The organism is Pseudomonas sp. BJa5, assembly GCF_030272875.2.
GTDB lineage: Bacteria > Pseudomonadota > Gammaproteobacteria > Pseudomonadales > Pseudomonadaceae > Aquipseudomonas.
The window spans coordinates 104,928-131,671 of the sequence record NZ_JALRNG020000001.1 but is presented as its reverse complement, the minus strand read 5'-3'; the positions used below and the strand labels follow the sequence as shown (position 1 = coordinate 131,671).

General features: G+C 60.2%; 30 protein-coding genes and 1 pseudogene. 3 read left to right on the top strand and 28 right to left on the bottom strand.

All coding sequences use genetic code 11. The features are described from left to right. The first annotated feature begins 77 nt into the window (after positions 1-77). Positions 78-1,457 carry a hypothetical protein gene (locus M2D63_RS00660; protein WP_285860759.1) on the top strand — a complete coding sequence of 460 codons (1,380 nt, stop codon included), beginning with the start codon at positions 78-80 and terminating at the stop codon, positions 1,455-1,457. Between the two features lie 263 nt (positions 1,458-1,720). Here the strand turns inward: M2D63_RS00660 and M2D63_RS00655 are convergent, their stop codons facing one another. The 25 genes and pseudogenes from M2D63_RS00655 to M2D63_RS00535 all read right to left on the bottom strand — a co-directional run bounded on the left by M2D63_RS00655 (position 1,721) and on the right by M2D63_RS00535 (position 20,470). Then, positions 1,721-2,971 (bottom strand): phage late control D family protein, encoded by a 1,251-nt coding sequence (locus M2D63_RS00655; protein WP_285860758.1) that lies wholly within the window; start codon positions 2,969-2,971, stop codon positions 1,721-1,723. Between the two features lie 5 nt (positions 2,972-2,976). Further along, a complete protein-coding gene (locus M2D63_RS00650; RefSeq protein ID WP_285860757.1) occupies positions 2,977-3,417 on the bottom strand; it encodes a phage tail protein in 441 nt (146 codons plus the stop codon). A gap of 6 nt (positions 3,418-3,423) precedes the next feature. Then, positions 3,424-6,396 (bottom strand): phage tail tape measure protein, encoded by a 2,973-nt coding sequence (locus M2D63_RS00645; protein WP_285860756.1) that lies wholly within the window; start codon positions 6,394-6,396, stop codon positions 3,424-3,426. Continuing rightward, positions 6,386-6,508 (bottom strand): GpE family phage tail protein, encoded by a 123-nt coding sequence (locus tag M2D63_RS00640; RefSeq protein ID WP_285860755.1) that lies wholly within the window; start codon positions 6,506-6,508, stop codon positions 6,386-6,388. The genes M2D63_RS00645 and M2D63_RS00640 overlap by 11 nt, the downstream gene beginning before the upstream one ends. Positions 6,509-6,516: 8 nt before the next feature. Next, entirely contained in the window at positions 6,517-6,843 is a 327-nt protein-coding gene (locus tag M2D63_RS00635; RefSeq protein ID WP_285860754.1) for a phage tail assembly protein, read from the bottom strand. A gap of 84 nt (positions 6,844-6,927) precedes the next feature. After that, entirely contained in the window at positions 6,928-7,443 is a 516-nt protein-coding gene (locus M2D63_RS00630; protein WP_285860752.1) for a phage major tail tube protein, read from the bottom strand. A 47-nt stretch (positions 7,444-7,490) separates the two neighbouring features. Continuing rightward, the gene (locus M2D63_RS00625; RefSeq protein WP_285860750.1) at positions 7,491-8,663 is read right to left on the bottom strand and encodes a phage tail sheath protein; all 1,173 of its coding nucleotides are present in this window, start codon (positions 8,661-8,663) and stop codon (positions 7,491-7,493) included. 150 nt (positions 8,664-8,813) lie between these two features. Continuing rightward, a complete protein-coding gene (locus tag M2D63_RS00620; RefSeq protein ID WP_285860749.1) occupies positions 8,814-11,225 on the bottom strand; it encodes a phage tail protein in 2,412 nt (803 codons plus the stop codon). A gap of 8 nt (positions 11,226-11,233) precedes the next feature. Continuing rightward, on the bottom strand, positions 11,234-11,935 hold the full coding sequence (locus M2D63_RS00615) for a phage tail protein I (RefSeq protein ID WP_285860746.1): 702 nt from the start codon (positions 11,933-11,935) through the stop codon (positions 11,234-11,236). Then, entirely contained in the window at positions 11,932-12,846 is a 915-nt protein-coding gene (locus tag M2D63_RS00610; protein ID WP_285860743.1) for a baseplate J/gp47 family protein, read from the bottom strand. Before M2D63_RS00610 ends, M2D63_RS00615 begins: the two co-directional genes overlap by 4 nt. Further along, complete coding sequence (locus M2D63_RS00605; protein WP_285860741.1) at positions 12,843-13,196, bottom strand: GPW/gp25 family protein; 354 nt, start codon at positions 13,194-13,196, stop codon at positions 12,843-12,845. The genes M2D63_RS00610 and M2D63_RS00605 overlap by 4 nt, the downstream gene beginning before the upstream one ends. After that, the gene (locus tag M2D63_RS00600) at positions 13,193-13,771 is read right to left on the bottom strand and encodes a phage baseplate assembly protein V (protein ID WP_285860740.1); all 579 of its coding nucleotides are present in this window, start codon (positions 13,769-13,771) and stop codon (positions 13,193-13,195) included. The genes M2D63_RS00605 and M2D63_RS00600 overlap by 4 nt, the downstream gene beginning before the upstream one ends. A gap of 75 nt (positions 13,772-13,846) precedes the next feature. Next, the gene (locus tag M2D63_RS00595; RefSeq protein WP_285860738.1) at positions 13,847-14,299 is read right to left on the bottom strand and encodes a phage virion morphogenesis protein; all 453 of its coding nucleotides are present in this window, start codon (positions 14,297-14,299) and stop codon (positions 13,847-13,849) included. Next, complete coding sequence (locus M2D63_RS00590) at positions 14,292-14,816, bottom strand: phage tail protein (protein ID WP_285860737.1); 525 nt, start codon at positions 14,814-14,816, stop codon at positions 14,292-14,294. Before M2D63_RS00590 ends, M2D63_RS00595 begins: the two co-directional genes overlap by 8 nt. After that, on the bottom strand, positions 14,813-15,076 hold the full coding sequence (gene lysC, locus M2D63_RS00585; RefSeq protein WP_285860735.1) for an Rz1-like lysis system protein LysC: 264 nt from the start codon (positions 15,074-15,076) through the stop codon (positions 14,813-14,815). Before lysC ends, M2D63_RS00590 begins: the two co-directional genes overlap by 4 nt. Next, positions 15,000-15,434, bottom strand: a pseudogene (locus M2D63_RS00580) (hypothetical protein); the annotation flags it as partial. The gene lysC and the pseudogene M2D63_RS00580, both read right to left, overlap by 77 nt. Further along, positions 15,359-15,565, bottom strand: coding sequence for a hypothetical protein (locus M2D63_RS00575; RefSeq protein WP_285860733.1), 207 nt, complete (start codon positions 15,563-15,565; stop codon positions 15,359-15,361). The gene M2D63_RS00575 and the pseudogene M2D63_RS00580, both read right to left, overlap by 76 nt. 27 nt (positions 15,566-15,592) lie before the next feature. Then, on the bottom strand, positions 15,593-16,438 hold the full coding sequence (locus M2D63_RS00570) for an N-acetylmuramidase family protein (protein ID WP_285860732.1): 846 nt from the start codon (positions 16,436-16,438) through the stop codon (positions 15,593-15,595). After that, positions 16,435-16,713: a phage holin family protein gene (locus M2D63_RS00565; RefSeq protein ID WP_285860731.1), complete on the bottom strand. Its 279-nt coding sequence runs from the start codon at positions 16,711-16,713 to the stop codon at positions 16,435-16,437. The genes M2D63_RS00570 and M2D63_RS00565 overlap by 4 nt, the downstream gene beginning before the upstream one ends. A gap of 1 nt (position 16,714) precedes the next feature. Next, positions 16,715-17,068 carry a putative holin gene (locus M2D63_RS00560; RefSeq protein WP_285860730.1) on the bottom strand — a complete coding sequence of 118 codons (354 nt, stop codon included), beginning with the start codon at positions 17,066-17,068 and terminating at the stop codon, positions 16,715-16,717. 27 nt (positions 17,069-17,095) lie between these two features. After that, the gene (locus M2D63_RS00555; RefSeq protein ID WP_285860729.1) at positions 17,096-17,305 is read right to left on the bottom strand and encodes a tail protein X; all 210 of its coding nucleotides are present in this window, start codon (positions 17,303-17,305) and stop codon (positions 17,096-17,098) included. Continuing rightward, positions 17,305-17,769, bottom strand: coding sequence for a head completion/stabilization protein (locus M2D63_RS00550; RefSeq protein ID WP_285860728.1), 465 nt, complete (start codon positions 17,767-17,769; stop codon positions 17,305-17,307). The genes M2D63_RS00555 and M2D63_RS00550 overlap by 1 nt, the downstream gene beginning before the upstream one ends. A 103-nt stretch (positions 17,770-17,872) precedes the next feature. After that, the gene (locus tag M2D63_RS00545) at positions 17,873-18,574 is read right to left on the bottom strand and encodes a terminase endonuclease subunit (RefSeq protein WP_285860727.1); all 702 of its coding nucleotides are present in this window, start codon (positions 18,572-18,574) and stop codon (positions 17,873-17,875) included. Positions 18,575-18,577: 3 nt separating this feature from the next. Beyond that, positions 18,578-19,585: a phage major capsid protein, P2 family gene (locus M2D63_RS00540; RefSeq protein ID WP_285860726.1), complete on the bottom strand. Its 1,008-nt coding sequence runs from the start codon at positions 19,583-19,585 to the stop codon at positions 18,578-18,580. Between the two features lie 30 nt (positions 19,586-19,615). After that, positions 19,616-20,470: a GPO family capsid scaffolding protein gene (locus tag M2D63_RS00535; RefSeq protein ID WP_285860725.1), complete on the bottom strand. Its 855-nt coding sequence runs from the start codon at positions 20,468-20,470 to the stop codon at positions 19,616-19,618. 151 nt (positions 20,471-20,621) lie between these two features. Between M2D63_RS00535 and M2D63_RS00530 the strand changes: the two genes are divergently transcribed. Together M2D63_RS00530 and M2D63_RS00525 are read left to right on the top strand one after the other, a co-directional pair. Then, a complete protein-coding gene (locus tag M2D63_RS00530; protein ID WP_285860724.1) occupies positions 20,622-22,376 on the top strand; it encodes a terminase ATPase subunit family protein in 1,755 nt (584 codons plus the stop codon). Further along, positions 22,376-23,410 carry a phage portal protein gene (locus tag M2D63_RS00525; protein WP_285860723.1) on the top strand — a complete coding sequence of 345 codons (1,035 nt, stop codon included), beginning with the start codon at positions 22,376-22,378 and terminating at the stop codon, positions 23,408-23,410. The genes M2D63_RS00530 and M2D63_RS00525 overlap by 1 nt, the downstream gene beginning before the upstream one ends. A 2-nt stretch (positions 23,411-23,412) precedes the next feature. Here M2D63_RS00525 and M2D63_RS00520 read toward each other — a convergent pair whose 3' ends face one another. The 3 genes from M2D63_RS00520 to M2D63_RS00510 all read right to left on the bottom strand — a co-directional run bounded on the left by M2D63_RS00520 (position 23,413) and on the right by M2D63_RS00510 (position 26,623). Further along, positions 23,413-24,321: a DUF6236 family protein gene (locus M2D63_RS00520; RefSeq protein WP_285860722.1), complete on the bottom strand. Its 909-nt coding sequence runs from the start codon at positions 24,319-24,321 to the stop codon at positions 23,413-23,415. Between the two features lie 41 nt (positions 24,322-24,362). Then, on the bottom strand, positions 24,363-25,598 hold the full coding sequence (locus M2D63_RS00515) for a hypothetical protein (protein WP_285860721.1): 1,236 nt from the start codon (positions 25,596-25,598) through the stop codon (positions 24,363-24,365). A 227-nt stretch (positions 25,599-25,825) separates the two neighbouring features. Further along, a complete protein-coding gene (locus tag M2D63_RS00510; RefSeq protein WP_285860720.1) occupies positions 25,826-26,623 on the bottom strand; it encodes a BRO family protein in 798 nt (265 codons plus the stop codon). Between the last annotated feature and the right edge of the window lie 121 nt (positions 26,624-26,744).

Genomic DNA, 26,744 nt, shown 5'->3' with positions numbered 1-26,744 from the left:
GGTCATGGCTGGCGCTCAATTCTTAAAGTTAACACTAACATAGTGAATGGACGGTTTTCCTAGGGTGGGGCGGGGGCATGAAATTTCTGGATGATGTATGGGCGTCTGTGTCGAGCGCCACTAAGCTTAGAGTTAGTGATCCATTTATCGGTACATTTGCAGTTTCTTGGGTGGTTTGCAATTGGAATTACATTGGTTTGCTTTTGTGGGGTGAGGATAAGGTTTCGGCGCGAATTAATTCGTTCTATCAGTATATTTCAGAAGCTAGCTTTTTTGCTTTCAATTCGATTTTTTTTGTTCCCTTTGCTTTTTCAATTTTTTATGTATTGGTATTTCCTTGGATTACTTTTGTTTTTAAGGCTCTCTTGAAGAAAGCTAATGATAAACTCCATCGGCAAGCGGTCGAAATTGAGCTTGATAAGGTTGGGCAACAGGAAGAGTTGAATAAGGCAAGACTAAGGTCTGATCCAGATAAGCAGTTTCTAGAGCAGAGCGTCAAGTTTGAGATTGATCGTAAAAATGAGATACTGGAGCACTTGAAGCATAGGACTCGGCGTCTGATAGCTTGGGCTGATGCGAGTGCGGTTAAATTGGCTGAGGCAGAAGCTGTTGCCGCCGAAGCTAAGAGTAAGGCACATATTGCTAAGCTTGATGAGGATAGTAAAAGCGATCAAGTGCGTTTGGAGAAAATGCGCTTTAATGTCAGCTCTTCTAGGTTGAAATCAGCGTTGGCATCACAGCGCTTTCCATCAGTTTACTTTTTTATGTCGACGATTGATGAGAGCTTGAAGACTGACGATGTACGCCTCTCTCTAACGGGAGTTGGTGAGGTTGTGGCAGCGATATTTGGGTATAAAAACTTTCAACTTATCATGGAGGATGAAGGCTTCAATAACAACGCGTTTTCCAATGTTGAATATGTTTATTATGACTCTGGAAGGTTGGCTGCAAGGCTTGAGGATATAGTTTCTGCTGAATCTTCTGCAAGTGAGGATTTGACTTCTGAGTTGCTTTTTGATCACATTCTTATGATGTTTGAAGAACTTCCATATTCTTTTCTTGATTTGGATGGTTTGGAAGAAAAGTGTTTGGAGTTTTTTGAAGATAATAAGTATTCTCTGTTGGAGCATGAAGGGGTGTCTGGTGCAATTGCCGAGTCGGACACAATTTTTGATGGTGTAGAGCTTTCAGTCGTAAAGTCTATATCGTTTGAGCGCGGGTTTTCTGCGAAGATTCAAGCTTACTCGAAAGGCTACCATAGAAGAGATATTTCTGTTCCAGGGAGGACGATGCGTATCGAGATGGAAATCAAAAGTTTTCTTCAAGTAGGGGGGCGAGCTTTAGGCGAATTTGAGTTTGTCACAGTGAGTGGTGGCTTGGACGATTTTTATGAGTCGGAGGATGAGGACATTATCGAGGCCGCTTCGATGCTTCCCTCATCACCTTCGAGTCAGTAAAAGCATCAAGTTGAGCTGATTCCATTCAGTGATGTGCTGAGAATAGGGTACTCCCGGGTGCAGTAGGTATTGAAACCAGCACCCGTCACATGGAAATGGAGTACCTACGATGGAAAACCTTACCCTGTTGGAGCATCGCTTCTTGGAGCTGCTGCGTAGCTTGAATAATCAGCAGCGAGAGGATGTGATGAGGATCTTGGAGGCGCTGCGGCAGTCGGCGGAGTAAGGCAACAGAACCCGGCCATGTGCCGGGTTTTTTGTGTTCAGGCATTCTTAGTCTGCAGGCGCCTCCACTCCCGATCCACCGCACGCTTCGCACTGCTCTTGCTGGCATAGAGATGGGTGAGCCGCTGTGGATTGGACTGGTCTCCAGCCGTAACCGTCTTTTGCTTGCCGTCCTTTTCATCACGATAGGTTGCGGTAACGCCGGTGTAATCGACGCTCTTCTCGGCCAGGTCTTCGACTTCTTCCTGGTCGGGCAACTTGGATTCAAGGTCTAGGCTGGTGATGAAACTGTCAGGGGTGAAGCTGTGACGCAGATTGCCTCCCAGCCAGACGATGGCGCCGATTTCAGCCTTGACCCCATAGAGGCTGTACGTCTGATCAGGAGTCAACTCCGGTCGGCCTTTGGCCAGGGTGTAGTTCAGCGTGGCGGTACCGCGCTGCAGGCGCTTCCACTCGGCTCGAGCCGCCTGCAACGCGCTGGCCTGGTCAGTGTAGCTGTGCCGCAGTTCCTTGAGGTTGTCACCGGCGCCGGCGATCGCCTCCTTCTTTTCGGCGCTGTTGATCTCGTAGTAATACGCCTTGACCCCGGTGTAGCTGTCACGGTCGGCCTGCAGAAAGCGATGCTGGTCACCGTCTGCGCGGGTCAGCATCACATGCGGCAGGGCCTTACCGCTGGCGGTGGTGCTCTTGCCCGCCGGCATGAACAGCAATCGCCCAGCCTTTACCGCTGAGATGGCGTCGTGCTCTTGGCCCAGACGAGTCAGCAGGTTGGCATCGCTCTCGTTGGCCTGGTCCAGGTGCACCAGCTGGATCGCGGCGAGCAATGGACTGATCACCGCCTGCAGGCCGTGAGCAGCGGCGATCGCGCCGATCACGGTGCCCAGGAGGGTACCGCTCCAACTGCGCTCACGTTTGGCCTTGAGGCCGCCGCGTAGGTCCGCACTGCGGGCACGAATGCTGAGGGTGTCCGGGGCGCCGCTGTGCTCGGTTTCGTCGACTGTGAAGCTGCCCTTGTCGACCAGACCGGTATCGCTCCAGCCCAGCCACAGTCGAACGGTGGCGCCGCGTGGCGGGATGGCCAGCAGCCCGTCATGGTCGCTGAGGTTGATGTCGAGCTGGTCCGCTTCCATGCCGCGGTTGTCGGTGAGCTCGATGCTGACCAGGCGTTTCTCGATTGAGTGGGTGATGTCCTGGCCGTTGACCACCACGCGGCAGATCGGTCGCGGGTAAGCGGCGGCCTTGCGGTACTGGCTGGCCGCGTCCTGGAGCAGGTTTTCGGCCTGTTCCATGACATTCACAGCACACCTCGCAGCAGGCTGCCGGCACTGCCAACCAGCGAGCCCAGCAGGTCGATGCGGCCATCATCGATGCGCGTCAGCTTGAGGGTGAACTCGATCCGGCGGGCGGCACCGTCGGGGAAGAACACGGTGCGGGTATCGCTGAGCGACTCGATCACCCACAGGCCGTAAATCCGACCGGTGCCCTCTACCAGCGGCCAGGCCTTGCCAGTGTCGCCCATCATGCGCAAGGCGTCGAGGCTCAACTGGCTGCCGGCCAGGGCGGGCAGCAGCACGCCGGGCAAGGTGATGCTGTCATCGCCTTTGCCCAGAAACTGCCGCGCCGGGTTGGTACCAATACGCGAGGTACTGGCGTGACGCCATTCGGTCTGGCGTTGAAACTCCTGGTACGCAAGGGTTTCCAGGCTGAACACGAACATGCCGAGGGCCATCATCATTGTGGGTTACTCCCCATCGGACAGCGCGCTACGACTGCGCGCCTGGTTGGTACGTTGGATTTTGGCTACTTCGGCCGCCACCAGCCGGGCCAGGGCCTGCTCATCCATGCCTGCGGCCGGGTAGATGTTGAAGACCACTGGCGCCGCTTGAGCGCTGGCTCCGGCCGCCTGGCCTCCACCCGGCCTTGCAGACAGCGGCGGACGGTTGTCCATAGCGATGCCCTGGGCGCTGGCGCCGATGGCGAATGCACCCGCATCGGTGAGCTGCTTGCTCAGGCTGGTGACGGCGCCCAGCGGCCCGCCCTGGTTGCCCGTCAAGCCCTGTTCGAGACCAGCCATGGTGAAGCCACCCAGTTCGGCGAACACCCGGGAAGGGGAGTGGATGCCGAGCTTTTCCTTGAACCAGCCGATCGTGGATTCCCCAGCACCGGTGATGGCCGCCTTGACGGCGCCGAGTTTGCTGGTGATGCCGTTGACCAGGCCGTCGATGAGCATGCCGCCGAAGCCGGTGAACTGGGTCGGTAGCTCGACGGTGAAGTAGTTCAACACGGCGGCGAAGGCACTGTTGAACAGGGTGATCGGACTGAAGCTGGCGATCGTGTTACGAATGCTGGTGATCCCCGCAGTGAAACCCGCTTGGATTTTGGTCCACAGGTCAATGAAGAACGTCTTGATCGGCTCCCAATACGTGTAAATCAGGAAAGCCGCGCCGGCGATTGCCGCGACCGCCAGGCCGATCGGGTTCATCAGCAGCGCGCGACCGATGAACAGCACTGCCTTGCCCACCCAGAGCAGGGCGGTGCCCAAGGCCTTGAAGGCCGTCACGGCGCCGAGGCTCTTGATACCGAGCAGGGTCATGGCGTAGCGCACCATGGCGAACGGGCCGAGCATGCTGGCCAGCATGATGGAAATGCCACCACCGGCAGCCAGCAAAATGGCCAGGCCAGCCGCTGTCTTGAAAATCGCAGCGGTCAACGCAGGGTTAGCGCTTACCCATTCTTTGACCTTGACTGCGACGCCGCCGATGCCGTTGATGAGCTCCTTGAGCTGGGGGGCGATGGTGGCACCGATTTCAGCCATGGCATTCGTCCAGCTGCCCTGGGCGGCTTCGATGGTGTTGCTCAGGGTGCCGAGTTGCTCGTTGACGCGGGTGCGCAAGTCAGCCTGGTTTTGCAACTTCTGTTGCACCTCCTGGTAGCCTGCCAACCCCTTGTTCATCATGGTGTTGAGCACCGTGATGGTCTCGGCGTCGTCACCGAACAAGTCCTTGATCACGGTGGTGCGGTCCTCATCGTTCAGGACCTTGAGCTTGTCGATCTGGGCATAGAGGTTTTCCAGCCCGGCGAAGTTGCCGTCCTTGTTGGTGAAGCTGAGCCGGATCCCGCGTTGGCTCAAGGCCGCGTTCTTGTTGACGTCATCGACACCGTCCTTGTTCAGGCCGGCCTGGAAGATCTTGCGGTAGGCGTTACCAGCAGCGCCCCCTTCCATTTTCTGTTGATCCATCATCACCAGCAGGGGGCCAAGCTCATTTGCAGCATCAATGCCGGATTTCTTGATGATGTCCATGACCGGGGCGATTTTGCTGAAGCCCTGAATCATGTTGGTCGGGTCGACACCGGAGTAGAAGCCACGCTGGATGGTATCCATCAGCGCCATCATGTCTTTTTCCGAGGTGCGGGTCGCATCCTGCATCTGCGCTGCAAATGCGGCAGCTTCCTCCACCGGCATTCTCAGCTGAACGCCCAGATACGCCGCCGCTTCCCCGGTACCGCCGAGGATGCTCTGTGCGCTCAGGCCTTGGCGGCGCAGCATGGTCATCATGTTCTGGAAGTCGGCGGTGGTACCCGGCAAGCGGTCGCCCAGGCTGGTGGCCAGGTCGCTGATCTTCTGGAAGTCTCCGGAGACCTGGCCGGTGGCGTCCATCATGGAGACTTTCAGCTGAGTGGCCGCGTCTTCGGCCGGGGCAAAGGCATCCACCATGCCCTGTAGCGGTCTGGACATGGCGTAGCCGCTGGCCAACCCGGCCGCGCCGCCCGCCGCCATACTGCCGGCCAGTGCCTGCGACTTCTCGAAGCTCTGTTTTGCTGCCGCCATCTGCCGTTGCTGGGCAGCCAGCCGTTTGAGCCGGGCCTCCTGCTCACCCATTGCCTGGGTGGTGCTGGCGATGGACTGGCGCAGCTGGCGCTCGCCATCGCTGAGGCTTTTGGTGCTGATGCCGGCGGCACGTAGCTTATCCCGTAGCCCCTGGAGCGTCTGAGCTTGTGCGCTGTGCTTGGCCTTGAGTGCCTGGGCCTCACGCACGGCGGTGCGATAGTCCTGGTTGAGCCCCTGCATGGGGGCTCGGGCCTCCTGGAGCTGGCCAGCCAGTTCTGACATGCGCTCTCTTTGCTGGCGGGCACTGTCGGCAGTGGCGCGGTGTTGTTGCTGGAGGTCTTTCTGTACCGCAGTCAGCCGGCGCACTGTCTCCAGCTGGGCCTGCTGTTTGGTGACCAGGGCGTCGTATTCGTTGCGTAGCTTCTGCGTGGGCTGGGCGGTGCTGGCGATCTGCGAACGCAGCTCGCGGATGCGGGCAGTGTTGTTCTTCCAGACTTGGGTGGCCGCTTGGGCTGATTCACGCGTCTGGCGCACCTGCTGGGACAGTTCCTTTTGCCGATCCTTGAGCGCTGTGGTTTCGCCCATCAGCTGGTCATAGCTGGTCTGTAGCGGTCGGACTGTCTTTTCATGGGCCATCAACGCAGCAGATAGCTGGCTGACCCGATCACGGCTGGCTTTCATGGCGGCCGCTTGATCAAGGCTGGCAGCCTTGGCCTGGCGGAAGCTGGAGACATCCGCCTGGGTGGCCTGCAGTTGCTTGAGCTTGTCGCGGGACTGCTTGAGCGCTTGGCCGAGGCCAACGCTGCCTTGGGTGATGGCACGAATGGGCCGGGTGGCGCTGTCGATGGCCTGGAGTACCACTTCCATCTTCAGGTCATTTGCCATGGGTTTGCTCCCAGCGCGTTATGGCCCGCTCGCGCCATTCCATCAGATCAGAAAGGGACAGCGGATCCATATCCGCCGGCCCCCAGTGAAAGACAATGGCCAGGTCGGCCATGGCCTCATCTACGCAACGAGGGCAGCTTCCCTGTCCGACTTCTTCAGCAAAAAACTGCCGACCGCCACGCCGCACTGGAGCAGGTCGGCGGGGTCCATGCGGCCGATCTCGATGTCGGTGAGGGAGGGACTGGTGATGCGTGGCAGGACCTTGCGCAGCGCCTGTACGTCCATGTTGGCCAGGTCGACCAGGCTGACGCCGCGCAGCTCGCCGCTCATGGGCTTACGCAGGGTCAGGGTTTCGATCTGGGTCTCGCCACGGATGATCGGGGTGTCCAGGGCGATGGTTTCTTCGTTGAGGTTCTTCACAGGTGCTGCGGTTTCAGGGGTTTTCATGGGGTTGCTCCTTGGGTTTGAAGAGGCCGCCGGTGCAGTGCCCGGCGGTGGATTGCGGAAGGGTGGGCGCTGCCTGGGCATGGCTTAGATGCCGAGGGCCTTGCGGTGCTCTTCGAGCAGGTCTTTGCCATCAACCACGTAGATGAAGTTGAGCAGGTCGATCTCGACGATGTCCTCGCCGTCAACGGTGAGCTTGTAGTAGGTGAGGGCGGTGGTGATCTTGTGCTCGGTGTCTTCGCCGGGTTCGGCATCGCCGAAGTCCACTTCTTCGTGGCGGCCACGGGTGACGATCTCCACGGCGCTGACTTCGCCGGTGTCATCACGCTGCACCGAGGCAGTGAAGCGCAGTTGCACACCGTCCGCCTTCACCGCACCGAACTGGCGCAGGGCAATCAGGTCCCAGCCGCCGAGGGTCCACTCCAGCTGCAGGCCGTCGTCGCTGTGGCCCAGGTCGACCTTGACCGGGCCTTCCATACCGCCGCCACGGTAGGCTTCGAACTTGCGACCGAGTTTGGGCAGGGTGACCGACTTGGCCACGCCCAGGTAGCTGTTGCCGTCGTTGAACAGGTTGAGATGCTTGAGTTTCTTGGGCAGGGCCATGGTCGGGCTCTCCTACGGCGCGGCCGGGGCCGCGCGGGCAAATGGGATCAGGCGTTGACGGCGGCAGCGAACTGCACCAGGTGGCGGTCGGTGATGCGCTGGCGCAGCAGCAGGTTCTCCAGAGGCGGGACCGGGGTGTAGTCGTAGTCCAGGTACAGCTTGCCGGCCTTGAGGGTGTCCTTGTCGTTGGCTGCCTCGTCGTACCAGCACTCGCCGCCCAGCAGGTAGCCATTGCGCACCAGCTCGCGCATCTTGGCGTTGATACCTTCGACGATGTCGCGTACCAGGCTTGGGTGCATTGGCTTGTCCACCGCCCAGAAGTGCGCTTCGGCCATGGTGTCGGCCAGGACCTGCGCCGAGCGGGTGTAGTTCTCGAAGGCAAACAGCGGGTCAGCCGAGCAGGTGCGCGAGCCCCAGAAGCGGAAGCCCTCACGACGGATCAGGGTGGTGACCTCGTCGGCGTTCAGCAGGCCGGCGTCGGTGGCCGGGTTCTGCAGGTCGAAGAAGATGTCCTTCGACAGACCCGACACACCGTTGACCGGCACGTTGGACAGGGTTTTGTGCCAGCCAACTTGCTCGTCGAGCTTGGCGCGCAGGCCCAGGGCCCGGGCTACGGCGGCGGCCGGCTGGGAGCTGCTGGTGGCGGTGTCCCAGTTGATGAAGTCTGGCCAGATCAGCATCAGCTCGCGAGCGCCGAAGCCTTCGCGGTAGGCCAGTGCCTCGGAGACTGTCTCGCAGTCGAAACAGCTGGCGTAGGCAAAGCCCCGCAGTTTCTGGGCGATGGCCACCAGTTCGGTGGTCACGGCCAGGTTGTCGAGGCCAGGGACGCCGAGGATGCGTGGTTTCACACCAAGCTGGGCTTCAGCGGCCAGCAGCGCCTTGAGCCCGGTGTACTGACCGGTTGGCGTGACGCCGCCGACGATGTTGGTGGTGGTTTCCGCTTCGCTGGTGCCTTCGGCCACCCGTACTACGACGGTGACGGGGCTGGCCTGGTCGGCGATCGCATCCAGGCTTCGGGCCAGGGTGCCGGCTTCACCGGCCTTGCCGGAAGCGGTCAGCACGTCGGTCAGCAAGACCGGCTTGTTGAGCGGGAAAACAGTGGCGTCTGCGTCGCTGGCAGTGCAGACCATGCCAACCACAGCCGTGGCGACAGTACGGATAGGGCGGCTGCCCTCGTTGATTTCGAAGACGCGAACGCCGTGGTGATAATCGGTTGCCATGTGGCGGCTCCTGCGCAGGATCGCAATTCAGTGAGCCCTGAGATTGATGCGCGCGCGCAGAAGCTGCGAGCTTGCCGAGCTGTAGGAGTCAGGCTTACAAGCCCTAACAAAAAGGCCCCGCCGAAGCGAGGCCTGTCATGAGTCAACAGGTCATCCGTAGTGGCGGGCGACCATCTCAAGGATTTCCACGGAAAGATCCGTGTTGAGGCTGGACGGCCCCAAGTTTGCGAAAGCACCGCCCATAGTTCCTGCCCACGGCCCAGCGGCCCCAGTGGTCGCTGATGTAGAAGTAATCAGCGGCGTCCCGACTGCTTTGGAGCCCTCGTAAAAGCTGACGAGCTGATCCCCAGCAGCGTTACGCTCAAAGACGATCACGCACTCGAGCAAATCGTTGACGTAGTTGGTGGAGAGTACCCCCTCGCCGAGCATGGCAAGGGAGCCCTCGTCACCATACACGTACAGCCGAACAGCTGCGGTGGAGCCAGGCCGATACACGAAAAAGGCTCCCTCGTTGGTGATGATTTCCCCGTTCTCGCGGTAAGACGGCCCTGAGAACATCATCACACCGGTGGATTGCGAGAGCTTGGCCCGCAGGTAAATCTCCCGTTTCTGCCCAGGCACACCGAAGTCCACAGTGTTCGAGCCGTCACGCTCCTCGCGACTGGAAAAGACATAACGACCGGCAGCCGGGGCGTTGATTACAAATTTTTGCGGGCCGCTGCGCTCGATCAAGTTTTGCTGCCAGGTCGGCGACTTCAGCACCGCCAAGGTCGCCAGATCCCCCAAAAAGAATGGCTTTCTTTCGGCCATCTTGTAGCTGGGATTGATCTCGAAGTGCCCGCCGAATAGGTTCCTTGTCAGGTCCTTCGCCGGCGCTGTCATGGTGATACGGCACAAGCCATAAGGCAGGCGCAGCAGCCGGCAAGGGCGGTCAAACGTATGGTTGATGATGGCCCGCGCTCCTGCACCGTTGACCTCTTTGTCGTAGATAGGGGCCGATGGGTCGACTGCGCCCATGTGATAGACCTTGATTCGCCCCACCTGGTCAATGGTCAGGTCGGCCTGAGCTTGGCCAGCATCGGAAATTGCGCGGTAGATCAGCGGTAGATCACCCTCCTCGCACCACACCCAGGCATCAACCAGGTTTGCCCCGTGCACGAACCGACCAGGAGGAACCTGGAAATTGTTCTGCATCGACGCCGAGTCAACAATGGGCGAGAAGTTCGGGGAATGGTCATAGGGGAAGCGGGCCCGGGAGTCCTGCCAGTTGATTCGCTCCAGAACGTGACGCCCCACCCGGTAGATTTCCGGGATGAACTGCGCAGCCACAATGCAGGCCTTGATCTGGTGGCCCTCATCGTTTGAGTGCATGCCGTCGGGGGCAACCTTGCGCCACCAGGTGTAACCACCATTGCGGTTCATCCAGTCGCGCTGACGATCGTGCATCTCCAGGTGCGGAATGCCGTACTGAGCGCACAGGGCACGCTTGGCGTCGTTCAACTCGACGATCTCGGTGTTTTCGTAGTTGTTGCCGGTATTGTCGAAGTCGTCATGACTGCGCCAGTGCGCGTCGGACGCCATCAAGATTGGCAGTTTGCCGGCCTTGAGGATGGCCTCGATAACCTTTTTGCTTTCGCTGACGAACGCCTCAAGACGACTGCCGTTCTGTGCGGCATCGTTGAGGCCGAACACCACCACGACTGCATCGCAATCCTTATAGATCGGATGCCTGAGCACGGCGGCGTCGAGGTTGTTCAGCGCCCAACCATTGTCCAGACGCTTGCCGCTGTAGCCTGCGTTGTAGCAACGGATCAGGTTGTTCCCATAGAACAGTCGCAGCATGTCCTGTAGGCGACGTGGGTAGGCGTTGTACCCACCGGCCGCCCCGTGATCGGTGGCGCCGATTGCCATCTGGTTCCCGTCTACTGGGTTTGGGGTCCAGCCCGAAGAGCTGTTGCCATCGGTGGTGCTGTCGCCGAAAAAGGCGATCTTGACGGCCTGGCCTGCCCGCATACGGCCGGTGAACAAGCCCATTCCGAGCGGGTGGTTGCCCATGTGGGCCGCCGGGTCCTGGTCGTGCGCCAGAACCTTCGCGGCGGCCTGTTGCTCGGCCCATTCGCGAGTAGCCAGTACGATCGACGGGTCGACCTTGAGGGTTACGGCCTCAGCACTTCCCACCTCAGCGATGAAGCGGATGGTCTGCGTTCTGGCGCTGCCTTCGGCGAGTACAGGCTTGTAAGTTTCCGGGTAGTTGCCGTAAGCGACGAGATCCCCTTCGGCGTCGTAGAGGCCAACCTCGCGAATGGTCCAGCCACCGATTTCTGGCGGGAGAACTTGCTCAACCACCACCCAAGCCGGGTTGTCGGGGTCCTTCTCGACCCGATTGACCGGGCCGCGCCGCACCTCGTTGACCAGGGCAGTGCGCGAAGTGCTCGGTACGGGCAGCGAGCCTCCACCGTCGCCAATGGCCATCTGGCTGATGGTGAAGTCCTGTTGCAACGCGATCGCATTGGCCAGTTTGGCTGCGCCAACATTGGTCAAAAGAGTGAAATAGCTAGCCATGCCTGCTCCTAAACTTGGGGGTATACCGCGACCGTGTCGATGCTCACGATCGTGGATGCGGCGTTGATCGAGATCTGCGACTCAATAGCCGCCGGGGCTTTCGGGAAAATGGAGGTTGAGTCGCCGTCGTAGATGGCAACGCTGAAGAAGACCTGGCCCGCGCTTTCGATTTGCCGGGGGGCGTAGGGATAGATGGAAGTTTCGTGGCCATCCTGCAGGGTCGTTGCGACCGTCAACGGGCCGGCGACGACGCCGATAAGGTTCAGCTCGGCAACATGGCGACTCAGCGGCTTCGCATCCCCGATCAGGGCATTGAGCAGCTCGTAGGTGGCCTCGCTGATGCCGGCATCGAGCACTTCGATGTCTAGCGAGAACGTGCCGGGAGTGCCTTCGGGCTGGGTCTCCCACCATTCGGTGACCTTGATCCGATAGCCCAGCGGTTCAATCACCCGCCGCAACGCGCCGATGGTGCCCTTGTGCGAGTGGACGTAGTAGGAGGACTTGATCACCTGCCGCTTCGTTGCTTCGCCCCAGCTGGCATCCCAGCGATCGACAGAGAAAGCCCAGGCCAGGTAGGGGAGCATCGCTGCTGGGCAGCGGTCAGGGTTCAGCAAATCCCGGATCGGGACCGGCACCTGGTCGATCTGCGCAAGTGCCTCAGCGGCCAGGCGCTCCAGCTGGCTGGCGTTGGGCGGCAGCAGGGCGGTCATTCCGACGCTCCGACTTTGACGCTGACGCTTTCGCAGTAGGCCGCTTGGGCGGGGGTGGGTTTCAGGTCGACCCAGCCGGCGAGCTCGACCTTGCGGACGCCTTCTACATGCAGCGCGGCGAATATGGCCGACTCTGAAACCTCGACGCCTAAGCGCCGTCGCTGACCGACAAAGGCGTTCAGTTTGGCTTCCGCAGCGGCCCGGATTGGCTCGGATTCCGGGCCGGTCGTAGAGAGGTAGATCGTTGCATCGACCGCGTAGGTGATCACCTGGGCCGATTGAACGGTGAGCCGATCGGCGACGGGGCGGCGGTCATCATCACTCAAGTAACGCTGAACGATCTCAAGCACTTCGGCTTCGACGCTGCCGTCGCCCAGGAGCGATTGAACAGTCACGACGACGACCGCTGGCGACGGGCTTTCTGCCGTGGCATCCGCGATGCTGCCCTCGGCGCTGCGCGCATGGAGGATGTAGCTGTTGCGCGGGCCGGCGGTCGACAATCCTTCCCAGGCCATTTGAGCGCGTTCTCGCAGGCTGTCGTCCGATTCCTTGACGGCGGCGACAGGCGGGACAGCAGTGGGATCTGCCGGAATGACGACAAGCCGAGACACGTTGTAGTTGGCTGCTACCTGTTCGAGGTCATCCTCGGTTGCTTTGGCCAGCAGGGTAGCAAGCGCCGCCTCGTTGACTCGCTGGCGCCAGACCATTTCCCGGTAGGCATTCTCCTGCACCAGTTTGGTCAGGGGTTCCGACTCCAGGGCAAGCTTGGCGGCAATGCCGGGCTGCTCATCGACCGGCCAGAGGCTGACCAGGAACGCCATGCGCTCACTGAGGATCTGCTCGTAGTCGATCTGTTCCACCACCTGCGGGGCAGGCAGCAAGTTGATATCAATCGGGGTGAACGTGTTCATGCCCCAGCCCCCAGGTTCAATGGAATGCGCAGGTTCAACGGCTCGTTGCTGTCTGTGAGTGAGCCTTCAACGTCGAGGATGGCTTGGCCAGGTACGTCACCCAGGCTCAACAGCACGCGGCTGAGGCGGATGCGTGGTTCCCAGCGCATCAGGGCCATAGCGGTCGCGGCGTATGCCTGCAGGCGAGTGGCGTTGTTCAGCGGCCAGTCAATGAGGTCGACCAGCTGGCTCCCGTAATCTCGGCGCATGACGCGGCTGCCGATCGGGGTGGTGAGGATGTCGGCGATTGACTGCGCAAGGTGCAGGCGATCGGAGATCGCGCGCCCGGTCTGGGCATTCATACCGGTCATGGCACGGGCGCTCCTGATTCACCTGGTCCAGGCATTACGCCGGATGTGCGGTGGTTAACCAGACTGATGCCGTCGGCGCCGGCAACCACGTCCTCGGACACGGTCACGGTGCCAGTAACCTGCTGGTTGCCCTGTTGGGTGTAATCACCGGTGTGGTTGATCGGGCCGGTGATGTTGATGCCGCCAGTGCTGGTGATATCGGTGACGCCGCCCTCGGGGAGGATGGCGCGCAGTTGGTGAGCGATGCTGTCGTACTCGATCACAGCGCCGTCGCGGTAGGTGCGGCGGTGCAGGCCTTCGCGGTCACCGTTGGCCGGGTTGTGGTCGCTGAACAGGCCGGTGAGCACGACGGCCTGGGCGAGTAGCCCCGACGGGCTCAACAGTACGACCTGTTCGCCAACGGTGGGCGGGTCCCATTCGCGGTCAGCGCCGGCACGCAGGCTCAGCCACGGCCGCCAGGCGGTGACGATCTTGCCGCTTTTCACTTTGACGCGGGGCGGCTGCACCTGGACCGCTTCGACGGTGCCGAGGCGGACAAGGTTTTCAATGAGACGAGCGAGTTCGGCGATGTTCATGCCGGTGATGCTGCGATGCGCGCGCGTGAAGCGCACGGCGCGCAGCTTGTAGAAAGCCTGGTTACAGCGGCAGGGTCAGCGGGTGAGGTGTTCGAGCAGGCGATCGCGGATCAGCTCGATGTCTGCGGGGCTGAAGCCCAGCAGCTCGCGGCGCTCGTACTGGATGTCAGCTGCGCCCTTGCCTGGGCGATCACGCAGGCCTTCCTGGTGGATCCGGGCGATGCGGGCCGTGCGGGCAAGAAAGCCAATGGCGATCGAGTTCGGGGTGCTCTGCAGTTTCAGGTGTTTGGCCTGGCGCAGTTTGGTGAACATCTGCCGCTTGATCCGGCCAGCCTTGCCACGCAGTTGGCGCGGCTTGCGTTTGGCATAAGGGGAGCCGTCAGGGTTGCGCTGTGCGGCGATGCGCTGCTGCTGTCTGCGGCGCAGATCCCGGGCAATCTCCTGGTTGAGCTTGCGGCGGGCGCTCGGCTCCAGCTTGGCCAGCAAGGCGCCGGCCCAGTCTTCCAAGGCGTTGAGGTTATCAGCCATGGCGGCGGGGGTGCGAGCCGGCGATATCGCCGCCGTCCTGGGCGGTGCTCTGCCATTCGGCGAGAAGTTCGCCGCCGGCGTACAGCTTCCAGTCCCCGGCTGGCAGGAACGGCTCAAGCTGAGGCTCGTCCGGATGGCTGACCTGCAACGTGCCGTCGTCCTGTTTCTTGACGATCACCCGCTCGGTGAGGGCAAGCTCGATCGACAGGTCGACCTTGCTGTTGTCCAGGACGTCGGCTTCGAACCTGATGGCTTCCTTGCCCTTTTCCAGATTGGCGATCAGCTCATGCTGGTTGACCATCAACCAGGCCAGCAGGGGAATCATCAGCGCATCTGGGTGGCCGGCAAAATCCGTCAACATCACGTTCAGGGTGTACGCGTACTCGAATGAAAGACCCACCGCAGCGGTGCTGCGGACGGTGCCGTTGTCGATGAACACCAGGAGGCGGTCGGGGTCATTGCGCAACTCAGGCACGGCGGCGAGGAGGTGGTTGCGCAGGGAATCGGGCTTGTTCATGGGCGAGGGGCCTTCTGTTGCGCCTGGTACACCGTATCGACCTGGGCGGCGCAGTCAGCCCAGGCGGCTTCCACCACTTCGGCATCGCGCAGCAACTCGCCGTTACCGATCGGTGCCGCCGGTGGCAGGCGGCAGGGTACGACGGCGGGACAGCCAGTCACGATAATCTGCGGCGCCGGTGATGGCGGGGCGCTCGCGCAGCCGGCGAGCAGCAGCAGGCAGAGGCTGGCGGGACCAATCGGAAAGTTCGGCGTTCGCATGTTCGAGCTCCTGGATCTGGTTGAGGCTGTCGGCCAGGCTCTGGCGCAGTTGATTCTGGGTGGTCCGCAGGGCGGCCTGGGCGGTGCGTTCGGCCTGCACCTCGGCGTCGAGGCGAACGATGGTGGCGGTCTGGCGATCGCTGCGCTCCTGGACTCTTTGCAGGCGCTCTACTGCGTTGGTGGCCTTGGCCTTTTCCACCTCAAGGCGCTGATGCTGGCCCCAGAACAGCAGGGCCAGCGCAGCAGCCGCTGCGACCGTCAATCCGGCCTGCCGCACACCGATCACGCCCGGTACCAGCCGGCGGCGTTCATCGCGGCGACATCCAGACGCTGAATATCGGTAGTGAGTACCAGGCATTTCACGCCCGGGCACGCCATATGAAGTGCCTCGGCGAAGGCCTGGGCGTCCTGGTGGTCGGCACCCTCGGGCAACACGAAGACGTCACCATCCTGAGGGCTGTGCTTGCGGATCTGAGCAATGTCGATCATGGGGACTCCTGGACCGCTGGTGGCGGGTTACGCGGCGAGGGTGCAGCCGCAGGCAGCGTGCCGTTCGTAGGCGCGTTCGAGCTTCACGTCGTAGAGGTTCCGGGCGTAGGCTGGCCCGTTGTAGAGCTTGGCGAACTGCGCCCACTTCTTGCCCTTGAGCGCTTTGTGCAACGCCGGATCCGACTCGATGAAGCGGACGAAGGCCTCGAAGTGTTCGCTCTCGTCCTGGTGCATCCGGTTGACGAAGTCAGCCAGGCTTGCATAGCCCAGGCGCTGCCAGTGATAGCCCATGATCTGGAAAGCCCCCCAGCTCGCCGACTCGGCGGCCCGGTCGGCATCGAGCATGCGGGCCTGGGCCAGGCGCTGGTGCTCGCCGGTACCGCCGATGTAGCCACCCGGGCGGGGGTTGACCAGCTGCGGGTAGGCCGTGGCCAGTTCATCGGCATGGCGCTGCAGCTCGGCGACGTCGTCACCCTCGTTACGCGGCATCGCCAGGCGCTTGTACATGACATGCCGCTCGAACAGGATTTTCGGCTTGCCGTTGGCCAGGAAGCCCTGGCCGTGGCTCTCCACCTCGTTGACGGCGTAGATCGCGGCCAGCTCGACGCCCAGGCGCTCGGCGCCCGCCAGCAGGGTGGCGTTGCTCAGCAGCAGGCGGCAATCGGCGCCGGCCAGGGCCGCCTGGGTCTTGCTGCCGGCAATGCCGTCATCGACCAGGCCGACCTTGGCCTGGAAGGCGCGCACCGCCTTTTCCGTAGCGTCGCCGAAGTCGGCGTCGACGACCAGCGCAGGCTTGGCACCGGCCTGGTTGAGCTGCTTTTGCAGGTGGCTGACGGCTTGGCCACGGTCGCCGTGGCGCAGGGTGAGGGTCATACGCTTGGCCTCAGCAGGGCGGCGACATTGCCGCGTGATCGGTAAATCAGGGTGCAGAGCAGTACGGCGGTCACGGCCTGCCATAGGCTTACCGGTGGGCGATACAGCAGCAGCTCAAGGCCGCTCATGCACAGCGCGGCGCCGAACAGGCTGGCCAGCAGTGAGATGCCGCGCCGGTAGCGGGCATTTCCTCGGCTGTAGCAGGCCAACCGCAGGGCGCCAAACAAGTAGGCGCTGGCGGTGGTCAGCGGAATGACCAGGGCGACAATGGACATCTCAGCTCCCCCCTCTGATGCGGCGCAGGATGTCGAACAGATCGGCCTGTTCGACCCAGAGCATGGCCTTGATGCTGATCGGGATCACGACCAGGGCGCAGGCGAACGCGGCGCCGCCGCTGTTGATAATCGGCGCGATCTTCAGGGCCACCGGCGCGAACAGGTAGCCCACGCCGGCCGAGAGCAGCAGCGAGCCCAGACGCTGCCAGGCCTTGAGATCGCGTTTGATGCTGGTCACCAGCCACGCGCCGAGGAGGGCGCCGAACAGCGCCTCGCCATCGATCTGCGGCACGGCGGTGGCCAGGCCAAGGCCCATCAGCAGGCCGGTGATGGAGCTGGAAGTCGGATCAGCCATGGCACGAGGTCCTTTTGTTGGTGGTGGTCAGTCCCATAGGTTCACCACCTGGCGTTGTTCAACTTGTGGCGCGGCATCGGGCAGGGTGATTTGCGTGCCGTGCGGGATAGTGGTGCCGTGATCGGCCAGGCCGGGGTTGGCCTCAAGCACTGCCTCGGTGACGCCGGCGGTGCGGCCGTAGAAACGCCAGCAGATGGCATCCACGGTGTCGCCCTGGTTGGCGATTACGGCCGGCATCACAGCAGCTCCACGGTGGTGTGGCTGACGCCGAGGATGCTGCGCAGGGCCTTGCGTGAATCGCGGCGTAGCTGGTCGGCGCTACTTTCTTCCTCGGTGATCTTCTTCTCGCCGCTGTTGGTGGCATCGAAGCTGCTGTAGCGCTCCACCAGCTCGGCCAGGGCGTTGCAATAAATGACCCTGCGGTAGAGGTGCAGTAACTGGCTTTCGCCTTTGATCGGCTCCGCCGGCACGTCGGCCAGGGCGGCATAGCCCTGGGCCTGCTGTGCATCCCGGTAGCCGGCAAGCTCCCGGTTGGCTTCGATCATGGCGTTGACCGCCGCAACCTCCAGACGGTCGTCGGTCACTGCGTCGGTGATGCGCATGGCGGCGCGCAAGTGCTGACCGTTGATCTCTGGCCAGAAGGTGCCGTTGCTGATCGGGAAAGCGGTGGTTGGAATGCCGCCGGCGATAAATCCGCTCATGCTTGTCGCTCGAATAGGTCGGCGGTGGTCGGGGCTTCACAGCTGAGCCAAGGAGTAAGCCTGCTGATCCGCCCCGAGCCGCCGGGTGCGTGGGGACGCTCGGTTAGCTGGCAGGGCCAGCGTGTTTCTTGAGGAGGCGCTCGGCGCGCTCCAGGTCTTTCTTACCGCCGCAGCTGCTGTGCAACTCGATGGCGCGTTTGAGCAGCTCGATGCCAGCCTGCAACTGGCCAGGCTGCCCTGGGTGTTCGTCGCTGATGCCTTCCAGCGTGGCGCGGCCGAGGGCCAGCATCAGCTTGGCGCGCACTTCGTCCGGCATGTCCTGGACGTCAGTCAGCACCGCAGTGGTGGTGAGGATGTCCAGCGGGAAGGTGCTGCCAGATTTCTGGGCCTTGAGCGCTGCCGTGGCGACTTCCTCTGCCACCAGGCAGCCGGTAGTACGGTTGAAGCGGTCCGGCATCTTCAGCCCGTGGCGCAGAACGTATTCAGCGATATGCAATCCGCCGCCGAAGTCGCCCGCGTCGAAGCGCCAGACCATCAGGGTGGTGAGCACGTCGTCCTGGGCGCCTTGGCCTGCTGAGAGCACGCCGTCCACGTAGGGCACGTATGCCGGCAGCATCTCGACCTTGAGCTGTGCCTTGCCCTCCTGGGATTGCACCTGCTTCAGGCGGAACTGATCCTGCTGCAGTGCGGCGAGCATCACTTCATAGCCGGTGGCGCCTTCCATCAGGGCGGCAGGGGCGACGGCTGCAGCCTCCTGGGCTGCGCGCTTGCGCAGCTGGTTGCGTTGGGCAAGGGTCAGGGCCATGGCTTACACCCGCTCGATGTTTTCGACCAGGGCGACCAGGCCGAGGTCCTCGATGACGTAGGCGTCGTTGGACGACTGGTAGTCGGCAATGCGGTCGTATTCCGGCTCGTCTTTCAGGTGACGGCGGCGCGCGCTTTCCTGCCAGTAGATGGCGAGGTTGGCCAGGGTGGTGACCAGAACGCCGCCCTCGATGAAGAACGGGGCGTCTTCGATTTTCAGGCCACCCAGGCGCCCCTTGGTGACGACTTCGTCTGCAGCGTTTTCTTCCTGGTTGGAGACCGCCCCTTTTTCCACGGCTGCCAGTTGCTTTTCATGCAGCAACGCTCGGTCGACGATGACCACCAGGTCGGGGCGCTTGCGGTGCCACGGATCCAACATCTGCACGGCATCGAAGACCAGACCGTCAAGAGTCTTGTAGTCGCCGGTGGCGCCCACGGTGACCTTACCCGGAGTAGCGCCTTCGTCGAGAACGCGTTCCGGGGCAGCGATGCGGATCTTCTGCAGCCAACCGACGTTTACATCCTGCAGCAACTGGTTGGTGGCGCGGTCGGTGACCGGTGCGGCGCTGATGCCGTTGAAGCCGATCATGAGGCGATCGAGGCCCTGGCGCTGAGCGATGGCGTTGGCAAGGCGCACCTGGAAGTCGGGGAACTTGGCCCAGGCATCCAGCAGTTGATAGGGGAAGGCTGTGTCAAAGTCGGTCTTCTTGCAGCTGTAGGTGTCCTTTTTCAGGTTGGCCACGTTTGCCGGATTGCGGCGGTTGCCGCCGGCGGTGTTGGTGCGGCTGGCAGTCGGGCCATTTACGCCCAGGGCAATGGCTTCGCCCTCCTGGTCGTTAACGCCGATGATGTTGATGCGCTTGAGGAAGTCGCTGGACTCCTGAATTGCCGTCTCCAGTTTCTGCTGGACGGACGGGGTAACACTGAAGCTCTCGGCAGCATTGGGCACGCTGTTCAGCTTGGCGATGTGGGCCAGCAGGCCGTTGTAGACGAGGCGAGTTTCGTTACGCATGGGTAATTCTCCGGTGATCGGTCGGGCGGGTTAGAAGGAAGACAGCACGGCACCATCGCCGCCCGTTGCCGGCGGTCGTTGCGTCTGGCTGTGGTCTTCGGTGTCACCCAGGCGCTTGACCAGATCGCTGAACTTGGATTCGAGCTGCTCGAACTTGGTTTGCAGTTCCTGGCGGGCTTTCTGCTCGGCAGCGAAGGCGGCGGCTTGCTCGCTGCCGTGAGTGGCCAGGCTTTCGATCATTTCGCCCAAGGCGGCGAAGCTGGCGGCGTCCTTGCCATCTTTTTCCTTGCTCTTGCCGAGGAGCTCGCCAACTTTGTCTTTTAGCGCGGCGAACATGCCGGGGGTGTCGGCGACCTCCTCAAACGCCAGGGCCGTTTCTTCCGCAGCGGTAAACAGGTTGTCTTTGTCCTGTTTGCGGCCGGTCAGGGTGCCGTGCTGCGCACTGAAGGACAGCGCCTCGGTTCCGAGGCTGGCCGGGGTGTCGGTGATGGCGAGGCCGACCAGGTAGGCCTTGCCGCTGTCGGCGAACTTCGGCTGAACTTCGATCGAGGTGTAGATCTTCTGGCCGGCCTTGTTCAGGGCGAGCAGGGCATCGTTGGGTTGGAGTTGACCGAACAGGGCCAGCTTCTTGACGCCGGCAATTTCGACTTCTTCAGCCTTCAGCGCTAGGACGTCGCCATAGGCACCAAACTCGCCACCGGGCCAGTAGCCCTTGATGTGCTCGCAGTTGATCCGGGCGCCGTAGGTGTTGGGGCTGTAGGTGCTGGCCATGTCCTCGATCCAGCTGCGCTCGATGTTGCGTCCGTCGGTGGTGGCGCCTTCAACGGCGATTCGGGTCCATTTGGAGCGGTACTTCTTGGCTGGAGTGTCGGTCTTGCCGGCCATGCTGGGAGTCCTCATTGCGGTGGCGTTGTGCCTGGCGATGAGGGCATGGTCGGCATCGCGCGATGGCGCGGCAATGCGGTGGAGTTGTAGCGGGGCGGTCTACAGGGCACGGCGATAGGGCTCCGCGCGCGCGAACGGCAGCATCTGCGGCATGAACGCTATCTGCGAATTGCCAACCGACCACCGCCGCCACGCCAAGCATCTGTATTGGCAGGGATACCGTGTGTGCGAGATCGCCGAGCTCATCGGCGAGAAGGAGAAGACCCTTCACAGCTGGAAGGCCCGCGACGAATGGGACCGGGCCACGCCGCTGCAGCGCATCCAGGCGGCTACCGAGACGCGCCTGGTGCAGCTGCTCCTCAAGGACCCCAAGTCTGGCGCGGACTTCAAGGAAATCGACCTGCTGCACCGGCAACTGGAGCGGCAGGCCCGAATCCAGCGTTACCAGGAGGGCGGTACCGAGACGGATCTCAACCCTGAGCTGGCCAAGCGCAACGCCGGGGAGAAGCGTAAGCCCAAACGCAACGATATCCCAGAGGAACTGGTCGAGAAGCTGGTAGAGGCGTTTCTAGACGGGTGCTTTGACTACCAGAAAGACTGGTACCGGGCGGGCAATCAGCGCACCCGTGCGATTCTGAAAAGCCGGCAGATCGGTGCAACCTTCTACTTTGCCCGGGAGGCCTTGATCGACGCGCTGACTACCGGGCGCAACCAGATTTTCCTGTCGGCCAGCAAGGCCCAGGCGCATATCTTCAAGGCCTACATCCAGGCGTTTGCCCGTGACACGGTGGGCGTCGAGCTCACCGGTGACCCGATCATCCTGCCGAACGGCGCTGAACTGCACTTCCTCGGTACCAATGCCCGGACTGCCCAGGGCTACCACGGCAATTTCTACTTCGACGAATTCTTCTGGACCTTCAAGTTCAACGAACTGAACAAGGTCGCGTCCGGCATGGCGATGCAGAAACAGTACCGCCGGACCTACTTCTCGACGCCGAGCTCGATGGCGCATGAGGCCTACACCTTCTGGACCGGTGAGCGGTTCAACAAGGGTAAGCCCAGCGCCCAGCACCTGAAGCTGGATGTCCGCCACGATGTGCTGCAGCAAGGCAAGCTCTGCGACGACCGGATCTGGCGGCAGATCGTCACCATCCTGGACGCGGAAGAGCGGGGCTGCGACTTATTCGACATCGACGAGTTGCGGCTGGAGTACGACGCGGCGGCATTCCAGAACCTGCTGATGTGCCAGTTCGTCGACGACGGCGCGAGCATCTTCCCGCTGAACATGCTGCAGCCCTGCATGGTGGACAGTTGGTCGGTCTGGGAGGACTACAAGCCATTCGCGGCCAGACCCTTTGCCGATCGGCAGGTCTGGGTGGGGTATGACCCTGCTGAGACGGGCGACACAGCCGGACTCATCGTAGTGGCGCCACCGCTGGTGCCGGGTGGCAAGTTCAGGATCCTGGAGCGGCACCAGTTCCGAGGGATGGACTTCACCGCCCAGGCCGAGACGATTCGCCAGGTCACGCTGCGATACTGGGTGACCTACATCGGGATCGACACCACCGGACTGGGCAGTGCCGTGGCGCAGCTGGTGCGCCCGTTCTTCCCAGCGTTGCGCACCTTCTCCTACAACCCGGAGGTCAAGACCCGCCTGGTGATGAAGGCCTGGGACGTCATCAGCAAGGGACGGCTGGAGTTCGATGCCGGTTGGACTGACGTGGCGCAATCGCTGATGGCCATCCGTAAGACCGTCACCCCAGGCGGGCGTCAATTCACCTACACCGCCGGGCGCAACGACACAACCGGTCACGCCGATCTGGCGTGGGCACTCTTTCATGCACTGCACAACGAGCCGCTGGAGGGCCAGACCGTGGCCAACACCGGCATCATGGAGATCTACTGATGAACAGCCCCCTTGAACAGCCCATCACCCAGCCGCCAACTGAAGGTGATCTCCTGGTCAAGACCGGAGGCGGTCAGCCAATGGCGTTCACCTTCGGCGACCCTGTACCGGTGCTCGATGGCCGGGAGATCCTCGACTACCTGGAGTGCTGGTCCAACGGACGTTGGTACGAGCCCCCGGTTTCGCTGGATGGCCTGGCGAAGTCCTCGAAGGCGAGCGTCTATCTGCAGTCGGGACTGATCTTCAAGCGCAACGCATTGGCTCGCACGTTCATTCCCCACAAGCTACTCAGCCGGCAGGCGTTCGAGCAAATCGTCATGGACTGGGGCTGGTCAGGTAATCTGTACCTGGAGAAGCGCGACAACATGCTGCGCCAGGCTATTGGCCTGCAGCCATGCCTGGCCAAGTACATGCGCCGAGGCAATGACCTGGTCACCTACTATCAGGTGCGGGGCTGGAAGGATGAGCACGTATTCAAGTCCGGTAGCGTGTGCCACCTGCGGGTGGCCGATATCAACCAGGAGATCTACGGCCTACCCGAGTGGCTACCGACCCTGCAGAGCGCGTTGCTGAACGAGAGCGCCACTCTGTTCCGTCGCAAGTACTACCAGAACGGCAGCCATGCCGGTTTCATCATGTACATGACCGATGCGGCCCAGAACGAGGATTTTGTGAACGATCTACGCACCGCGATGAAGAACAGCAAAGGGCCAGGCAACTTCCGCAACCTGTTCATGTACGCACCGGGTGGCAAGAAGGATGGACTGCAGCTGATACCGATCAGCGAGGTTGCAGCGAAGGACGACTTCGGGGCGATCAAGAACATCAGTCGCGACGACCAGTTGGCTATGTTGCGTATCCCACCTCAGTTGATGGGGGTGGTGCCACAGAACGCAGGGGGCTTCGGTTCGATCCGTGATGCGGCTGATGTATGGGCTGTCAACGAGCTGGAGCCTGAACAGGCCAGGCTGTTGCAGATTAACGATTGGTTGGGGGAGGAAGTGGTGAGGTTCCAACCCCTTGCCGACTTATAATATTAACCTAGCTCTCGCGTGACCTGATAAAGGTATTTAAATGGTGAGGCGGGTCTTTTGATTTTTTGAAAGCTTACATCTGCGTTGATTTTAAAATTACTCGCCACACCAGCCGCCACTGCTGCAATAGCCTTCTCTGTATTGTCGAGATTAAAGGAGTCTGCATTTTTCCAGGCCGTGACGGCAGCGGACGCAGAGGTAGCCAAATTAAAGTTCATTGAGGCTTTTACATTGGCTAATTTGACAGGGAATTGCCACTCGCGAGTAACTTTTATTAGGTCCGAGCACGCGGCGTCTAAGTCCTTGAGCGCTATTCCCAAAGAGTCGACGCTGTCGCCTGCGCTCGATATTTCTTTTGCCATTGCGTCGAGATGGGCGCGAAAAATAAGTAGCTCTGCTCTTCTTCGATCTTTAAAGTCAAGTATTTCGACCAGCGGTACATCTGCGCTAGGAACTGGTAGTGCATTGTAAAGTGAAAGTCCTGTGCCCGAGTGTGACTTGGGTGGTGCCGTATTATTGTTTACGAAGGAGTTGATTCCTTCTCCTGCGCTCCATATTCCAGGTGCTTGATTCTCGAAGTATGTCAATGCGTATTCATGCGCAGCTGTCATGACGTCTTCAACTGCTCCGCCGCCACTTAGTGGCAGTGTAGGAGTCTGCATTACTCCTATGCGTACCAATTCGTCGATTTCAGCCGTGTTGGGAGTGTAAATAAAATTGTTCTTCGGCCATGCTAGTTTGTCCCAGTACAATAGAGATGATCGCAGTTCTTGCTGGTCTAAGTTGGTGCTAGCTAAGTTGAAAGAATTCCCCGTGACCGATGATGGGCTAAAAACAATGAGCCCCCTCGGTTTTGATGAGTATTTTCCATAGTTCGGGTCGCTAGCTTTGCGCTGTTTGGCTTGGCCCATCATAATCTCCATGTTTGTCGGGGTGGTGTTTTTTTTCTTGCTTATTTCGTGATTTTTTTGATCCGCGGATGAGTGTAAAAATTATGCATGCCGAACGCAGCACCTCTCTTCATTCGCGCCTCTTGCTGCTTAAGCTGCCGGAGTTGGGGTATGTATTCCTTGGCTTTGTCGAGCGCCCAATATCCTCCAGCAACTACTGTTCCGAAAGCTCCGACGAAAGGTGACTCCAATTGAGAAATTATTCCTTCCGCACCCGTCAAGCTTAGAGCAGCTTTGCCCAGATCGCATTTTATTTGAAATTTTAGGTTTTTGCGTTCGAGAGATAAGTCTTCTGAGGTTTTCTTGTAATTCGATATGAGCTCTCTTGCGGTTGTTTCAAAGTTGCTACTGCGAGAGTTTTCGTTTGCAAGCTCGAATACTGATGAGAACAATTCTTCACGGGACTTGGCTTGGCGACCCCATGCAGATGTCCGAAGTTTAATTACTTCTCTGATGCTAATATTTTGAAGTGCGGCGTCATCGATGAATTCATCGTGGCAAAGCTCTAGTACCCTGCCTGCGCGTATTAGCTCGCCATCTTCGTCAGCTATTCTAAGGGCGGCTGAGGCATTGCTGAGTAGTTGAGAGGCAATACCGCCATAAATATTCGAGTCAAACACGGGGACGATTTCCTTGGCCTCGCAATATCCCGCATACTTGATAAATGCGGCAAGTCTAGATCTCGCTAGTATCGTTGATTCCTCATACTGATCAAACAAAGGAAGTTCTGGTAGGTCATTTATGCCCCGGTCGCCACTGCCGGGGAGAGAAATGTTGGCAGATTGTGATAGTAGGTCTTGAACATCGGCTCTGTCTTGAACTGCAGATGCCAAAAAATCTTGATTGGACGCCATTGCTCTATAGATCCAATAAACTGAACTCGGATCTATAGGGTAACCACCTAAAGGCACCCCGCCAATCGTCACTTTTCCTGATTTGTGTGGCTGATAAGTTGAGCAAACTTCAATAAGCCCTTGCTTAACCGCTTCGCTGGCGCCGTCTATGACTCTCTCAAATCGCTCGTCATAGTCCTGTACTTTGCCCATGGGGCGAACATCCCCCATGCTCATTCCGAATAATGGCATGCCCATTAATACGCTAGCTAATGAATTTGATGGGATTAGATCGCGGTCATTAGGATCAATTATTAATACTTTTTCGTAGGTTAATAATGCTCTCTTGATTTCCAGCGAGGAGTTTGGGCTTTCATGGGGGGCAAGAAGAGCGGTGTAAATCATCGGGAGACTCCTGTCTTGATCGTTAATATGTATAGAAGGCTATGAAATCTGGTGAATGCACGCACTGATAAGGCGACATATCAGCATCCGTGTTTTTACTTTCACAACTGAGTTTCCTCTGCTCGCACACCTGTGTGACAGCCGGCAAGTTTATGCTCACCCGGCGTGCGCCCTTGTCCGCCCGCCACGCCTGCCGGCTAAATGTGTCGAGTTTTCTGCGTCCATCTTCATTCCGTCAGCCGCTCAAACACCCAGCATCTGATGGTATTTCCGGTTAGTCGACTGTGAACTGCGTGGTTTTTGTGCAGGCAGCGTGGTGAGTGACTTTGCCACATGGCCTCGCGTAGGGCCGTGTCGAATCGAAGAGATTGGCCATTTTCTCTGAGCAAGCGGACGAGCTCTCGCAAATTGACCGCCAGAACGTTGGAGCGGGTGGAGTGGTTATAGTCCACTCCTTTGCCGTCGAGATAAGCCAAAGCCTCCCAGAAAGACTTTAGGATGTCCGGCGCTACGGGCGCGGTGCGACCTAAACTGTCGATCTCCGGGGTAGGTAGGCCCAATGCACTGGACACATCAGCCAGCTGCTGGTGGATGAGCGTGCGTAGCGCTGGGTCTCGGGTGCGATAAAGCTCTTTGCCTAAACCTAGGCGAAGTCGGTGGTTAGCAATACGGGCGGCTGCAGTCGAGCGGTTTTCCAACTGATAACCGCCGGTCTTGCGCAAAGCTGGCAATACTTCATCGCAGACCCACGACTCGAAACGCTTGGCCTCTTCCTTCCGACTCCTGATGATTAGGCGGTAGAGATTGCCCTCATCGATGAACTGCAGTTCTTGCTTACCTTGTTCAGTGAGGGTGTATCGTTTAGATACACCTTTCTCGCGGCAGTGGTCAGCAATTGACTGTCTTGAGTTGGAGTAGCCAAGGATTGCACAGACGTCCTTGGAGCAGAACCAATGCTCCCCACCTTCTCCGGTCATCACCCGTATCGGCAACGCTTCAAACTCAAACAGTACAGGTATGGTCATCGACGCGTTCCTTGCGAAGTCTTGTCCAGGGGGCTCTGTGTTGAGCAGTTTGCCCAGCCTAGCTAGAGTCGGCAACCCGATCTGCACCTGGCGCGCGCCCTCGTCCCCCCGCCACGCCGGC

Excerpts from the sequence above, each read along its gene's own strand:
- M2D63_RS00610 (WP_285860743.1), bottom strand. The coding sequence starts at position 12,846 with ATGAACACGTTCACCCCGATTGATATCAACTTGCTGCCTGCCCCGCAG.
- M2D63_RS00655 (WP_285860758.1), bottom strand. The coding sequence starts at position 2,971 with ATGGAACAGGCCGAAAACCTGCTCCAGGACGCGGCCAGCCAGTACCGC.
- M2D63_RS00510 (WP_285860720.1), bottom strand. The coding sequence starts at position 26,623 with ATGACCATACCTGTACTGTTTGAGTTTGAAGCGTTGCCGATACGGGTG.
- M2D63_RS00645 (WP_285860756.1), bottom strand. The coding sequence starts at position 6,396 with ATGGCAAATGACCTGAAGATGGAAGTGGTACTCCAGGCCATCGACAGC.
- M2D63_RS00590 (WP_285860737.1), bottom strand. The coding sequence starts at position 14,816 with ATGAACAAGCCCGATTCCCTGCGCAACCACCTCCTCGCCGCCGTGCCT.
- M2D63_RS00545 (WP_285860727.1), bottom strand. The coding sequence starts at position 18,574 with ATGGCCCTGACCCTTGCCCAACGCAACCAGCTGCGCAAGCGCGCAGCC.
- M2D63_RS00575 (WP_285860733.1), bottom strand. The coding sequence starts at position 15,565 with ATGATCGACATTGCTCAGATCCGCAAGCACAGCCCTCAGGATGGTGAC.
- lysC (WP_285860735.1), bottom strand. The coding sequence starts at position 15,076 with ATGCGAACGCCGAACTTTCCGATTGGTCCCGCCAGCCTCTGCCTGCTG.
- M2D63_RS00550 (WP_285860728.1), bottom strand. The coding sequence starts at position 17,769 with ATGAGCGGATTTATCGCCGGCGGCATTCCAACCACCGCTTTCCCGATC.
- M2D63_RS00515 (WP_285860721.1), bottom strand. The coding sequence starts at position 25,598 with ATGATTTACACCGCTCTTCTTGCCCCCCATGAAAGCCCAAACTCCTCG.
- M2D63_RS00540 (WP_285860726.1), bottom strand. The coding sequence starts at position 19,585 with ATGCGTAACGAAACTCGCCTCGTCTACAACGGCCTGCTGGCCCACATC.
- M2D63_RS00555 (WP_285860729.1), bottom strand. The coding sequence starts at position 17,305 with ATGCCGGCCGTAATCGCCAACCAGGGCGACACCGTGGATGCCATCTGC.
- M2D63_RS00620 (WP_285860749.1), bottom strand. The coding sequence starts at position 11,225 with ATGGCTAGCTATTTCACTCTTTTGACCAATGTTGGCGCAGCCAAACTG.
- M2D63_RS00595 (WP_285860738.1), bottom strand. The coding sequence starts at position 14,299 with ATGGCTGATAACCTCAACGCCTTGGAAGACTGGGCCGGCGCCTTGCTG.
- M2D63_RS00625 (WP_285860750.1), bottom strand. The coding sequence starts at position 8,663 with ATGGCAACCGATTATCACCACGGCGTTCGCGTCTTCGAAATCAACGAG.
- M2D63_RS00530 (WP_285860724.1), top strand. The coding sequence starts at position 20,622 with ATGAACGCTATCTGCGAATTGCCAACCGACCACCGCCGCCACGCCAAG.
- M2D63_RS00570 (WP_285860732.1), bottom strand. The coding sequence starts at position 16,438 with ATGACCCTCACCCTGCGCCACGGCGACCGTGGCCAAGCCGTCAGCCAC.
- M2D63_RS00615 (WP_285860746.1), bottom strand. The coding sequence starts at position 11,935 with ATGACCGCCCTGCTGCCGCCCAACGCCAGCCAGCTGGAGCGCCTGGCC.
- M2D63_RS00630 (WP_285860752.1), bottom strand. The coding sequence starts at position 7,443 with ATGGCCCTGCCCAAGAAACTCAAGCATCTCAACCTGTTCAACGACGGC.
- M2D63_RS00560 (WP_285860730.1), bottom strand. The coding sequence starts at position 17,068 with ATGGCTGATCCGACTTCCAGCTCCATCACCGGCCTGCTGATGGGCCTT.
- M2D63_RS00650 (WP_285860757.1), bottom strand. The coding sequence starts at position 3,417 with ATGATGATGGCCCTCGGCATGTTCGTGTTCAGCCTGGAAACCCTTGCG.
- M2D63_RS00525 (WP_285860723.1), top strand. The coding sequence starts at position 22,376 with ATGAACAGCCCCCTTGAACAGCCCATCACCCAGCCGCCAACTGAAGGT.
- M2D63_RS00635 (WP_285860754.1), bottom strand. The coding sequence starts at position 6,843 with ATGAAAACCCCTGAAACCGCAGCACCTGTGAAGAACCTCAACGAAGAA.
- M2D63_RS00640 (WP_285860755.1), bottom strand. The coding sequence starts at position 6,508 with ATGGCCGACCTGGCCATTGTCTTTCACTGGGGGCCGGCGGATATGGAT.
- M2D63_RS00660 (WP_285860759.1), top strand. The coding sequence starts at position 78 with ATGAAATTTCTGGATGATGTATGGGCGTCTGTGTCGAGCGCCACTAAG.
- M2D63_RS00565 (WP_285860731.1), bottom strand. The coding sequence starts at position 16,713 with ATGTCCATTGTCGCCCTGGTCATTCCGCTGACCACCGCCAGCGCCTAC.
- M2D63_RS00520 (WP_285860722.1), bottom strand. The coding sequence starts at position 24,321 with ATGGGCCAAGCCAAACAGCGCAAAGCTAGCGACCCGAACTATGGAAAA.
- M2D63_RS00600 (WP_285860740.1), bottom strand. The coding sequence starts at position 13,771 with ATGAACATCGCCGAACTCGCTCGTCTCATTGAAAACCTTGTCCGCCTC.
- M2D63_RS00605 (WP_285860741.1), bottom strand. The coding sequence starts at position 13,196 with ATGACCGGTATGAATGCCCAGACCGGGCGCGCGATCTCCGATCGCCTG.
- M2D63_RS00535 (WP_285860725.1), bottom strand. The coding sequence starts at position 20,470 with ATGGCCGGCAAGACCGACACTCCAGCCAAGAAGTACCGCTCCAAATGG.